Annotated in this window: 13 protein-coding genes; 11 read left to right on the top strand and 2 right to left on the bottom strand. The window is 60.9% G+C overall.

Going from position 1 to position 12448, the window contains the following annotated elements:
• The first annotated feature begins 271 nt into the window (after positions 1-271).
• A complete protein-coding gene (gene icd, locus VJX68_RS06995) occupies positions 272-1519 on the top strand; it encodes an NADP-dependent isocitrate dehydrogenase (RefSeq protein WP_324094954.1) in 1248 nt (415 codons plus the stop codon).
• Positions 1520-1566: 47 nt separating this feature from the next.
• On the opposite strand, the gene VJX68_RS06990 is transcribed toward icd, so the two are convergent.
• Positions 1567-2883 (bottom strand): protoporphyrinogen/coproporphyrinogen oxidase, encoded by a 1317-nt coding sequence (locus VJX68_RS06990; RefSeq protein WP_324094953.1) that lies wholly within the window; start codon positions 2881-2883, stop codon positions 1567-1569.
• Between the two features lie 87 nt (positions 2884-2970).
• Between VJX68_RS06990 and VJX68_RS06985 the strand changes: the two genes are divergently transcribed.
• From VJX68_RS06985 to VJX68_RS06970, 4 genes are read left to right on the top strand one after another with little or no spacing between them, the layout of a single operon-like run.
• Positions 2971-3291, top strand: coding sequence for an ArsR/SmtB family transcription factor (locus tag VJX68_RS06985; protein WP_324094952.1), 321 nt, complete (start codon positions 2971-2973; stop codon positions 3289-3291).
• The gene (locus tag VJX68_RS06980; RefSeq protein WP_324094951.1) at positions 3288-3725 is read left to right on the top strand and encodes an SRPBCC domain-containing protein; all 438 of its coding nucleotides are present in this window, start codon (positions 3288-3290) and stop codon (positions 3723-3725) included. Before VJX68_RS06985 ends, VJX68_RS06980 begins: the two co-directional genes overlap by 4 nt.
• Before the next feature lie 37 nt (positions 3726-3762).
• The gene (locus VJX68_RS06975) at positions 3763-4392 is read left to right on the top strand and encodes a glutathione S-transferase family protein (protein WP_324094950.1); all 630 of its coding nucleotides are present in this window, start codon (positions 3763-3765) and stop codon (positions 4390-4392) included.
• 28 nt (positions 4393-4420) lie between these two features.
• Positions 4421-4882, top strand: coding sequence for an LIC_13387 family protein (locus VJX68_RS06970; protein WP_324094949.1), 462 nt, complete (start codon positions 4421-4423; stop codon positions 4880-4882).
• 10 nt (positions 4883-4892) lie between these two features.
• On the opposite strand, the gene VJX68_RS06965 is transcribed toward VJX68_RS06970, so the two are convergent.
• The gene (locus VJX68_RS06965; protein WP_324094948.1) at positions 4893-5729 is read right to left on the bottom strand and encodes a TauD/TfdA dioxygenase family protein; all 837 of its coding nucleotides are present in this window, start codon (positions 5727-5729) and stop codon (positions 4893-4895) included.
• 134 nt (positions 5730-5863) lie between these two features.
• On the opposite strand from VJX68_RS06965, the gene VJX68_RS06960 reads away from it, so the two are divergent.
• The 6 genes from VJX68_RS06960 (at position 5864) to sdhA (ending at position 12434) form a co-directional block, all read left to right on the top strand.
• A complete protein-coding gene (locus tag VJX68_RS06960) occupies positions 5864-6664 on the top strand; it encodes a hypothetical protein (protein ID WP_324094947.1) in 801 nt (266 codons plus the stop codon).
• A gap of 6 nt (positions 6665-6670) precedes the next feature.
• Positions 6671-7576 (top strand): ABC transporter ATP-binding protein, encoded by a 906-nt coding sequence (locus VJX68_RS06955; protein WP_324094946.1) that lies wholly within the window; start codon positions 6671-6673, stop codon positions 7574-7576.
• A complete protein-coding gene (locus VJX68_RS06950; protein ID WP_324094945.1) occupies positions 7569-8843 on the top strand; it encodes an ABC transporter permease in 1275 nt (424 codons plus the stop codon). Before VJX68_RS06955 ends, VJX68_RS06950 begins: the two co-directional genes overlap by 8 nt.
• A 191-nt stretch (positions 8844-9034) precedes the next feature.
• Positions 9035-9976 (top strand): malate dehydrogenase, encoded by a 942-nt coding sequence (gene mdh, locus VJX68_RS06945; RefSeq protein WP_324094944.1) that lies wholly within the window; start codon positions 9035-9037, stop codon positions 9974-9976.
• 25 nt (positions 9977-10001) lie between these two features.
• Entirely contained in the window at positions 10002-10664 is a 663-nt protein-coding gene (locus VJX68_RS06940; RefSeq protein ID WP_324094943.1) for a succinate dehydrogenase/fumarate reductase transmembrane subunit, read from the top strand.
• A 12-nt stretch (positions 10665-10676) separates the two neighbouring features.
• Positions 10677-12434 (top strand): succinate dehydrogenase flavoprotein subunit, encoded by a 1758-nt coding sequence (sdhA, locus tag VJX68_RS06935; RefSeq protein ID WP_324094942.1) that lies wholly within the window; start codon positions 10677-10679, stop codon positions 12432-12434.
• Positions 12435-12448: the final 14 nt, after the last annotated feature.

The raw sequence follows: 12448 nt of genomic DNA, 5'->3' as shown, positions 1-12448 counted from the left end.
GCGAAGTTCGAAAAGATCAGTCGCGTGCGTCTGCGCTCCTGGAGAGAGTATTTCGCCAGCGCTCCGAGGCTGCCCGCCGACTTTCCCAAGCGGCTCCGCGACCGACGCGCCGAAAGAGTCAAACAACTCTGACTGCCGCGCCGATCGTCGATACTGGCATCACGAATCCTTTGCTATATGATACCCGCATACTCTGAGTGCTGCGGGACGCCGTGAAACGCGCGTTGCGTCTGCGCTCTATCACTCAAACACGAGGCGAACTGCGACACCGATGGCATACGAGCACATCAAGGTTCCCAGCAACGGCGAGAAGATTACTCTTGGCGCCAATCACACACTGAAAGTTCCCGACCGCCCGATCATTCCGTTCATCGAAGGCGACGGCACCGGCCCCGACATCTGGCGCGCGTCGCAGTACGTCTTCGACAACGCGGTCAAGAAAATTTACGGCGGCAAGCGGCAAATCGCGTGGATGGAAGTATTCGCGGGTGACAAGTCGTTCAAGAATTGGAAGACGTGGCTGCCCGACGAGACCGTCGAGGCGTTTCGTGAATTCCTGGTGGGCATAAAGGGGCCACTGACGACGCCGATCGGCGGCGGAATCAGCTCGCTCAACGTCGCATTGCGCCAGATGCTCGACCTCTACGTATGCCTGCGGCCCGTGCGCTACTTCGCCGGCGTGCCGAGCCCGGTCAAGCACCCGGAGAAGCTCGACGTCGTAATCTTCCGCGAGAACACCGAAGACATCTACGCGGGAATCGAATGGCCCGCGGAATCGCCCGAGGCGAAGAAGCTCATCAAATTTTTGCAGGACGAAATGGGCGTCAAGAAAATCCGCTTCCCCAACACGTCGGGAATCGGCATCAAGCCCATTTCGCGCGAGGGCTCCGAGCGCCTGATTCGCGCCGCGCTCGACTACGCGATTAGCCACAAGCGCAAGAGTGTGACCTTCGTCCATAAGGGCAACATTATGAAGTACACGGAGGGCGCGTTCCGCGATTGGGGCTACGAACTCGTCCGCCGCGAATACAAGGGCAGGGCGGTAGGATGGGACGATTGCAACGGCAAGCCGCCCGCCGGCCAAATGCTGGTCAAGGATGCGATCGCCGACATCACACTCCAGCAGGTGCTGACGCGCCCCGATGAATTCGACGTCGTCGCCACAATGAACTTGAACGGCGACTTTCTGTCCGACGCGCTGGCGGCGCAGGTCGGCGGCATCGGAATCGCTCCTGGAGCCAATATTAACTACCTCACCGGTCACGCGATCTTCGAGGCGACCCATGGCACCGCGCCCAAGTACGCCAATCAGGACAAGGTGAATCCGGGCTCGGTTATCCTGTCAGGCGTGCTGATGTTCGAGCACATGGGATGGCAGGAAGTTGCCGACGGAATCATACGCGGCCTCGAGAAGACCATCGGCAAGAAAGAGGTGACCTACGACTTTGAGCGCCTGATGACCGGCGCGAAACTGCTGAAGTGCTCGGAGTTCGGGAAGGCGATTGTCGACAACATGTGATCTCCGATTTCTCTTTTATCCGGTCCCACTTCTCGCGCGGGAGGGGGTCAGGGGTTAGGTTGCTGGATTATCTGATCCGCCGCCCATATTCCCGTCTCGATTGCCGACTCAAAATGCAGCAGTCCCATGTAGTCGCCGGCCAGTAGCACGCGTCGCGACGGCGGTCGCGACTTCCTGTATTCCGCGAGGTCGCGGCTGCGTCCGACCGGTGATTTGGGCAGCGCATGGGGCCATCGCACGACTTGCGCGAAGCGTTTGGTCGCCGTGGCGCCCGGAAAAAATCGCTCGATATCCGGCAGCACTTTCGCGACAATCTCATCATCCGACAGATCCATCATTGCGCCTGCCGCTTCGGACTTGACGAACAGGTTCAGCATCTCGCCGTCCGGCACGCGTGCAATGTCCTTGGCCGATTCGAGCGTGGCCGAGGCGACGAGCTGGCGGTCGGGGCGCGGGATCATGAAGCCCCACACGTTTTTCAGCGCGGGTTCATTTCGCCAATGGCGGCTGGTGGCGAGACCAATTTTGACCGTGGGTGCGTACTCGGTCGCCATCAGCCTGCGTTCGATCTCGTCGCCGCCGCGATAGAGCCGCGACGCGATCGGGGCGGTCGCCGCAAGCACGACATGGTCGGCGCGCAATTGCTCGCCCGATAGCTGCACGACGGCGCCGTCGTCGCGGACCTCGACAGCTTGCACCGGCGACTCCAGCTTGACGGTTACCTTCGACGCGAGCGTTTCCGGCAACGAGCCCATCCCGCGGCTGAGCGTCATCTCCTTGCTGCGGCCATTGTCAGTGAGCGCGAGCGTCGCAAGCGTAGCCGCGCGCGAGGTTTCCTCCATCGTCTGCAGCAACCCGCCCGCGACCAGCGGTTCGACCAGGTAGTCGGTGGCATGGCCGAGGCGCGGCGCACACCATCGCGCCGTGTCCTCGTCGTCGTACTCCGCCCACGCCGCGTAGTTGTCGACCGGCGGCCACTTCAGCTTCGTCGTATGCCAGATGAAACGCGCGAGGTCGGGCAGGCTGACCAGTCCCGTCGTGAGCACGTAAATCGGGAACATCGCGCCCGACGGCATGCGCCGCGGCCGTCCGTTCTTGACGATCGCCATCCACGGGCTGGTCGGCCTCAGTTCCGCTTCGAGCCCCAACTCCTTCACCAGGCCGAGCGCGTTGCGATAGGTGCTCGTGATTAGCTGCGCGCCCCGCTCGATCAGGTAACCGTCGCGCGAATCGGTGACGAGTCTGCCGCCGACATGGTCGCTCGATTCGAGCACCGTCACGTCAACTCCCGCCTGTCGTAGCCGATACGCCGCCGCCAGCCCGGCCATACCTGCGCCGACCACGATAACCTTCTGGTTTGCCATCGGAGTGATGCCGCGAACCTAGCAGACAGCGGTCGTCGGTGGCTACGTCTTGACAAATGCGTAACCGTTAGGTTACATATTCTCAGGATGCCGATAGACGCGACCATTGGGGCACTCGCCGATTCCACTCGCAGGGAATTGCTGCGGCGCCTTGCGTACAAGCCGTGCCGGGCAGGAGAGCTTGCGCTAGGCTTCGCGATCAGTCGGCCGGCGATCTGCAAGCACACGCGGATGCTGGGGCGGGCCGGTCTTATCCGCGCGAAGAAAGTAGGGCGCGAGCGAATCTACGAGCTTGCGCCGCGCGGACAACTCGCGGTTCAGGAATTGATCAGGAAATTGGAAGAAGTAGGCGCGTTCTGGGATACCACCCTGAACGCGTTCAAACACTACGTGGAGGAAAAGCGATGACGATTCGAAAAGCGATTCGAGTGGAGCGCTCGCCGGAAGTCGTGTTCCGGGTCTTCACCCAGGAAATCGGTAAATGGTGGCCGCTAAAAGAGGGGTTTTCGTTCGGCGGCGAAAAGGCCAAGGACATTTTTATTGAAGGCCGTGTCGGCGGCAGGTTCTTCGAGCGATTTACCGACGGCACTGAATTCGAAGTTGGGCGCATCACCGCTTTTCGGCCGCCGCATGTCGTCGCGTTCACGTGGAAGGCTCCCGAGTGGGAAGCGCAGACGGAAGTCGAAGTTAAATTCGCGCCTGACGGTACCGGCACGCGCGTCGAAGTCGAGCATCGCGGATGGGAAGCGGGGCCGATCATGCAGAAGCAGGGCCAGGGCTACAGCGACGGCTGGGGCATTATATTGGAGCGATTCACCGCTATAGCGGCGGCCGCGGCCTGACAAGCGAAAACGCACAACTCATATAGGAGAGATGACTATGAAACTGCACGTAGCGCCACCGTCGCCGCGCGCGATCAAAGTCGTCGCGCTCAAGAACAATCTCGGGCTTGACTGCGAGATTCGCGTGCTCGATTTCGCAAGAGGCGATCACACCACGCCGGAGTATGCCGCCCTCAATCCCAACAAGCTGATGCCTGTGCTCGAGGACGAGGGCTTCGTGCTGTGGGAGTCGAACGCAATCCTCCAGTACCTGGCCGCAAAGGAACCGGAGTGCGGCTTGTGGCCGTCAGATGCGAAGCGCCAGGCTGACGTGCTCCGCTGGATGTCGTGGGAGATCGCGCATTGGGCGCCGAACGGATGCAGCATCTTGATCAAGGAAAATCTTCTCAAGCGAATCTTCGGCGGTGGCGAGCCTGATCCGGCCGAAATCGCGCGCGGTCAGAATGAGTTCCATCGATTCGGCGGAGTGCTCGACGGATACCTCAAAGGCCGGAAATGGCTGACCGGCAACGATCTCACTATTGCCGACTATTCCGTCGGCGCGTGGATGGCGGTGTCGCAGGTTGCGCAATACCCGGTCGCGAAGTACACGGAAATCAACCGATGGTACAGCGCGCTATCATCGCAGCCGGGATGGAAAGAAGCGGTCGTCCCGCCACCGCTGTGAGCTGAAGTCTTATGATGGAGGTTACGCCATGAAAGCGTGGATTTGGTTGAGAGTCGGCGCAGTCCTACAGGCCATCGGCACCGTCCTTCATACTATAGCCAGCTGGGACCCGCCGAGCCGCCGCCCAGGCGGAGAAGCCGTGTTCGGCCCGATGCAGACGTTTCACTTCCAGATCATGGGAGCGAGCCGCAGCCACTGGGACTTCTATCGAGGCTACGAGTTATCGATAACTGTAACCTTCGCAGTCTTCGCTGTGCTGATCTGGCAGCTAAGCAATCTGAGTAGGACAGATCCTCGGCAAGCAGTACCCCTTATCGTAACTATCCTGGTAGCAGAGATCTTATTGAGCGCAGTCGGCTGGGAATACTTCTTCGCTGGTCCTGGTGGGATGTCGATATTGATTGGCGCTTGCCTGGCCACCTCGCTATTTGGGCTCAGAAGAAACGATCAGCCGATGCTTGCGACAAGCCGAGCGGCGAAGGCGAGCTGATAAGTAAGCGCTAGAACGGCTTGTCGCCGTTGATCGTTATACGCTCCATCCGGCGATCAGCGGTGCGGTTGTCCGCGACTACTCGATGCTGCGTGCAGCGGTTGTCCCACATCGCAACTGAGTTAGGACGCCATCGGAAGCGGCAACTGAAATCCGGCGTCTCGATATGCCTGTAAAGGAAGCCTAGCAGCGCTGCGCTCTCGGCAGGCTTCATTCCCTTGATCGAAGCGGTGAAGGTCGTGTTGACGAACAATCCCTTGCGGCCGCTCTCGGGATGAGTACGAATCACAGGATGCTCCGCCGATAGCACTTGCGGCGAAGGCGTACCGCCGAGGTGGTCGGTCTTGTAGCCGGTGCGTGAGAAGGTCCGCGCGGTATCGTGAATCGCGACCAGGTCCGAGAGCATCCGCTGCATCTTGTCGGATAACGCGTCGTAGGCCGCGTACATGCTGGCCCACATCGTGTCACCGCCAAACTCCGGCGCTATCACGCACTTCAACACCGAGCCTAAAGGCGGCTCGTCCGCAAAAGTTACGTCGCTGTGCCAGGCTTCCGCGAGGTACGGATGATTCTCGTCACTTTGCAACACGACGAACTCCGGATGCCCTTGGTCCTTGAGCGGCTGCAGGTAAGGATGAATGTGGAGCGTGCCGAAGCGGCGCCCGAACGCCTTGTGCTGGTCGCGCGTAATCTCCTGGTCGCGAAAAAACAGCACCTGATGCTCGACGAACGCAGCCCGCACCTCGTTGAACACGTCATCACCGAGTTCCCCGAGATGTACCCCGCCAACCTCGGCGCCCAAGGCCCCGGCGATCGGACTCACCGAAATATGCTTCCAGGTCTTCATCGCGTTCTCTCCCCGGCCAACATACAAGACATTATCCGACCGCACCACCTCGGTTTTCCCCGATCCGGCGTAATCACTCGATCATTGGCTACCAACCTTCCAGAGCTTACACTCTGAGGCAGGGAAAACAGGCCATGCTGGCTCGAATCTCTGCTGTGAAAATCGCCGCGATGCTCGCGGCGGCGCTTGCTGTTTTGTTGCCTGCCTTCGTTCAGGATATGAAGGGGATGGACATGAGCGGACATGATATGTCGGAGATGTCCGGTGGCGAGGCGTCCGACTCCTCGAACATGAAAGAGGGCGAGATGGAGTCGATGTTGGACGACGAGGCGATGGATCACGACGTGCACATAGGCGGCAACATGAAAAATATGTCGTTGCACATGGCGTACACGGACCTGCGGCCCGGCAACGATGCCGACAAAGCGCGCGCAGCCGTCCTGGTGACCGATCTTCAGCATGCGCTCGCGAAGTACAAGGACTATCACGTCGCCGAAGCCTACGGCTTCAAGCCGTTTCATCCTGAGTTCAAGCAACAGAAGGTCGTACACTTCACCAAGAACTGGTACGGCCTCAAAGCCGCCTTCACCTTCAATCCGACCGAGCCGACGTCGCTGCTGTACCAGCGCACGCCGGACGGTGGTTACAAGCTGATCGGCGCGATGTACACCGACCACAAGGGCGCCAGCATCGATCAGCTCAATGAGCGCGTGCCGCTGAGCGTCGCGCGATGGCATCGGCATATCAATCTGTGCGTCCCGGCGCGCGGCACCGACATGAAGACCGCGGATTGGACGAAGTTCGGTCCTAACGGCTCGATCGCGACCAAGGAAGCCTGCGACGCCGCTGGCGGCCGCTTCTTCCCGCAAATGTTCGGCTGGATGGTTCACGTCTATCCGTGGGAGACCAACCCGCAACTCGTGTGGGCGCACTAGCAAGTAGTGACGCCGGCCGTCGAATTGCTCGAAGTCCGAAAATCGTACGGCGGCTATGTGGCCGTTGACGGGCTCTCGTTCTCGATTCTGCCGGCGCACATCTTCGGCCTGCTCGGACCCAACGGCGCTGGCAAGACCAGCACCATCCGCATGATGATCGGCATCACTTCCCCGGACTCGGGCAGCGTGCAGCTCTTCGGCGAGCCGCTGCGCCGGCGCGCGCTCCGGCGGGTCGGCTATCTGCCGGAGGAACGCGGCTTGTACCGCCGGATGACCGTGGGCGCCAACCTGGTTTTTCTCGGACAGCTTGCGGGGCTGTCGGTCGCCACGTCGAAGCAACGAATCGATGCGTGGACGAAACGGCTCGATATCGAGGACTGGGTCGATCGTCGCGTCGAGGAATTGTCGAAGGGGATGCAGCAGAAGATCCAGTTCATCGCGGCGCTGTTGCACGATCCCGATCTGATCGTGATGGACGAGCCGTTCGCCGGTCTCGATCCCGTTAACACGATGCAGCTCAAGGACGTGCTCGTCGGCCTGCGTGCAGCGGGAAAGTCGATCCTCTTCTCGACGCATCGGATGGACCAGGTGGAGAAGCTGTGCGATTCGATCTGCCTGATCAATCGCGGCAAGGCGGTGCTGCAAGGGAGTCTCAGCGAAGTCAAAAACAGCAACGGCCGCCGCTTCGTGCAAATCGACTATGAGGGCGACGGCGGATGCCTGGCCGGCAATCCGCTCATCGATTCGCTGAATGACTACGGCAATCACGCCGAACTGCGCCTCAAGCCCGGCGCCGACTCGCAGGAACTGCTGCAGAGCGCGATGCGCCAGTTGCGCGTGCTCCGCTTCCAGGTCATGGACCCGTCGCTCGAACAGATCTTCATCGAACGAATCGCCGGCAAAGATGACTGACTTCTCGATCAGGAAAGTCTGGATCATCGCAAAGCGGGAATACCTCGAGCGGGTCAGGACGCGCTCGTTCCTGCTCTCGACCTTCGTGACTCCGGTGTTGATGGGGACGTTTCTGATCCTGCCCACGCTGATCAGCACCTCAACGGCCCGCGGCATTCTGCAAGACAGCGAACGTCCGGCGCGGGTCGTAATCGCATCCGACAATCGCGCGTTGGCGGAATTGGCCAGCGGCGAATTGACGCGCCAGCACGGCACGCGCTACCAACCTTCGGTTGTTTCGCCTGCGTCGCCGGCGGAGCGCGAGCAACTCGACAAGAAACTCGATGACAGCGATATAGAAGGTTACGTGTGGCTCGACGCCTCCGCGATCGCTTCGCGCCACGTCGTCTTTACGACGCGCCGCATGGGCGATTTCATTCTTCAGGGACGTCTTGGTGACGCGCTGTCGTACGCATTCGCCGAGCAGCAGATGGTTAAGCAGGGCAGCAGCGCCATAGACGTGGCCGCGACGTTGCAGCGCGTGGATCTCAAGGCGGTTCGCGCGGGCAGTACCTCGGCGACCTACAACGAGATCCGCGGCGCCGTGGTCGTGTTCATCCTGATGTTCGTGATGCTGTTTTCGCTGTTGTCGTACGGTGTGATGGTGATGCGCTCGGTCATGGAAGAGAAGAGCTCGCGTATTACCGAGGTGCTGATGTGCGCGGCGAGTGCGCCGGAACTGATGTCCGGCAAGATTCTCGGCACCGGCAGCGTCGGCCTGACGCAGATCGGTGTCTGGCTCGGGATGGCGGGATTCGGGGCGTCGCGCAGCCTATACCTGCGCACGGCCATGACGGCGCTCGACGTGGGTCCGTCGCTGATCGTGTATTTCGTCGTCTTCTACATGCTCGGCTATCTGCTCTACAGCGCGATCTTTGCCGGCGTCGGCGCGATCTTCAATTCGATCGACGAGGCGCAGCAGTGGAACTTCGTGGTCATCCTGCCGCTGATCGCAGCGTCGGCGATGATTCTGCCGGTGGCGACAGACTCGGATTCCCTGCTCTCGGTGTCGGCTTCGCTGTTTCCGTTCTGCTCGCCGATCCTGATGTTCGAGCGGCTCGCCGTTCACGACCCGCCGCGATGGCAAGTCGCGCTGTCGTTGCTTTTGCTGGTCGCGGCGATCGGCGCGACGATGTTCGTCAGCGCGCGAATCTATCGGACGGGAATCCTGATGTACGGCAAGCGCCCGACGATTCGTGAGCTCTCGCGATGGCTTCTACACGCTTGAGGGTGGCAAATAGCCCCGTCTGATTGCTTCACAATCCCGGTAAACGTTGCTATCTATCGCACGTTTGGGTGCGGATTTCGCGACAGAGATCGGGCGCTTTCAACGCCGACTCACTTAAGTATTGCTCATTAGCAAAAACGCGAATATAAGCTATTCTTCAGGTAGAGAGCGACTGGAGGCAGGAGCAAAGCGTGGCGCGGAAGAAAATTGCGTTCATCGGTGCAGGTAATGTCGGCGCGACGTGTGCCCATCTATGCTTCCTGCGCGGACTCGGCGACATCGTGCTCTACGACATTATCGACGGACTGCCGCAGGGCAAGGCGCTCGACATGCTCGAGTCGGCGCCGGTGCTCGGCATCGACGTGAACGTCACTGGCACCACCGACATCAAGCAGATCGAGGCCGCCGATTGCTGCGTCGTGACCTCGGGCTCGCCGCGCAAACCCGGAATGTCGCGGGACGACCTGCTCAAGATAAACGCCAAGGTGATGAGCGACGTCGGCAGCGCGATCAAGAAACACGCGCCGGGCGCCTTCGTGATCGCGGTGACGAATCCGCTCGACGCGATGGTTACGCAGCTCAAGCGTGTCACCGGTTTCGCGAAAGGACGTATCGTCGGGCAGGCGGGCGTGCTCGACTCGGCGCGTTACCGCACGTTCCTGGCGTCGGAGCTCGGCGTCTCGACCGAGAGCGTTTCCGCGGTGGTGCTGGGCGGGCATGGCGACGACATGGTGCCGATCCGCAGCTACACCACCGTCGGCGGTCAGCCGATCGAACGGCTGATCGCCGCGAAGCGGCTCGAGGAAATCGAGAAGCGCACGCGCACTGGTGGCGGCGAAATCGTCGAGCTGATGAAGACTTCGTCGTACTACGCGGCGGGCACTGCGGTTTACAAAATGGTCGAGGCGTTCATGCTCGATCGCAAGCAGGTGCTGCCATGCGCCGCGTACCTTGACGGCGAATACGGCGTGAAGGGGTTGTTTGCGGGAGTGCCGGTCGTGATCGGCGCGGGCGGCGTCGAGCGCGTCGTGGAAATCCAGCTCACCGCTGCCGAAAAGATCGCTTTCGACAGTTCGGTGGGCCACGTCCGCGAATTGGTCGAGGCGATGGACAAAGTAATCGCGGCCGGCTAACGGCGCTCGCGATACAGGAAGGCTTATGGCTGAAGCAGAAGCAGTTGCGGCGCCTGCGGTCGCGGCCGGGATGACGGCGGACGAGCGGCACTGGCTGCTGCGCAGATTGCACTCGCTGTCGGGGATCATTCCGATCGGCGGATTTTTATTTTTCCACCTGTTCGAAAATGCGTTTGTGCTGAAGGGCGGCGGAACTTGGTGGAAGGAGACCGAGTTCACCCGCAACATTCCGTTTCAGATTGCGGTGGAAGCGCTGGTGCTGTGGATTCCGATTCTGTACCACGCAATTTACGGAATCGTCATCACCGCCACCGCGCAGCCCAACGACTACCCGTACGAGCGCAACTACCAGTACACCTTGCAGCGCATCACCGGGATTCTCGCGTTCCTGTTCATCGGCTTTCACGTTTTCTCGACGCGCGCGTACTTCTACGCCACTGGAGTCGAGACGGATTACATGCGGATGCATAACTTCATGATGAATCCGCTGATTCTCACCACCTACATGGTCGGCACGATTGCGTGCGTCTATCACCTGACCAACGGGATTTTCACATTCACGATCACCTGGGGGATTGCGGTTGGCCCCAGGGCGCAGACGCTCGTGAACCGCGCGTGCGTCGCGCTGTTTGTCGTGCTGACGATTGTCAGCGTCTCGATTCTGATCGCATTTCGCGCACCCGCCTGAGGAGAACAACCAATGCCAGGGCATCACATAATTGTAGGCGGCGGGCTGGCTGGTTTGACCGCGGCGATGAAGCTCGCGGAGCAGAGCGAGCAAGTCGACCTGTTCTCGATCGTACCGGTCAAGCGATCGCATTCGGTGTGCGCGCAAGGCGGAATCAACGGCGCGGTCAATACGAAAGGCGAGGGCGACTCGCCGATGATTCATTTTGACGACACGATTTACGGCGGCGACTTTCTCGCGCATCAGCCGCCGGTCAAGGCGATGTGCGATGCGGCGCCGGCGATCATCTACCTGTTCGATCGGATGGGCGTGATGTTCAATCGCACGCCCGAAGGTTTGCTCGACTTCCGCCGCTTCGGCGGCACCAAGCATCATCGGACCGCATTTGCCGGCGCCACTACCGGCCAGCAGCTCCTGTACGCATTGGACGAGCAGGTTCGCCGCTACGAAGCGAGTGGCCTGCTGCGCAAGTTCGAAGGCTGGGAAATGCTGAGCCTGGTGCAGGACGAGTCCGGCGACTGCCGCGGGATCGTCGCGATCGACACCCGCTCGCTCGAGATGCGCGCGTTCCCCGCCGACACGACGCTGATCGCGACCGGCGGTCCGGGCCTCGTCTATGGCCGCTCGACGCAGTCGCTGGTGAACACGGGATCGGCGGCCAGCGCCTGCTACCAGGCTGGCGCGACCTACGCCAACGGCGAGTTCATCCAGGTGCATCCCACCGCGATGCAGGGCGAGGACAAGTTTCGTCTCATCTCGGAATCGATTCGCGGCGAGGGCGGACGCGTGTGGACCTATCGCGACGGCAAGCCGTGGTACTTCCTCGAAGAGATGTATCCGGCGTACGGCAACCTGGTGCCGCGCGACATCGCAACGCGCGCGATTCACAAGGTCGTGTTCGAGATGAAGCTGGGCATCGACGGCAATCCGTTGGTTTATCTCGACGTTAGCCATCTCGATCCGGAAGAACTGAATCGCAAGGTCGCGGGCGTGCTGGAAATCTACGAGAAGTTTGCCGGCCAGGATCCGCGCAAAGTCCCGATGAAGATTTTTCCCGCGATGCACTACTCGATGGGCGGCCTGTGGGTCGACTACCATCAGCAGACCAACATCCCGGGGCTGTTCGCGGCGGGCGAGTGCGAGTTTCAATATCACGGCGCCAACCGGCTCGGCGCGAACTCGCTGCTGTCGTGCATACACGGCGGAAACATCGCCGAGCCGGCGATGATCGGCTATGCCAAGTCGCACAAGAGCGCGGCCAGCTCGACGATTTTCGACCAGGAGCTGAGCTTGCAGCGCGAATCGTTCGACAAAATTTTCAAGATGAACGGCCCGGAGAACGCGTTTGCGCTATGGCGCGAGCTCGGTGACATCATGACCGAGAACGTCACGGTCGTGCGCCACAACGACAAGCTCAAGACCACCGACGATAAGCTGCTGGAGTTCAAGGAGCGATGGGGCCGGATCGGGCTCAACGACAAGGGCAAGTGGGCGAACCAGGAAGTGTTGTTCGTGCGCCAGCTTTGGAACATGCTCGAACTCGCGAGGCCAATTACGCTCGGCGCGCTCAATCGCAATGAATCGCGCGGCGCGCACTACAAGCCAGAGTTTCCGGAACGCGACGACGAGAAATTCATGAAGACCACGATGGCTGCGTGGTCGTCCGACGGCCCGCGCTTCAGTTGGGAGCCGGTTGACGTGAGCCTTATCAAGCCGCGGCCGCGGCGCTACGACGTCGAGAAATCCGCCAGCGAGCCGAAAGCGGCGTAGGCCGAGCAGGAGCA

The sequence above is a fragment of the Binatus sp. (SeqCode) genome (genome assembly GCF_035272065.1).
GTDB lineage: Bacteria > Desulfobacterota > Binatia > Binatales > Binataceae > Binatus.
Note: the sequence above shows the minus strand (reverse complement) of the source record. Positions and strands in the feature narration are given on the sequence as shown.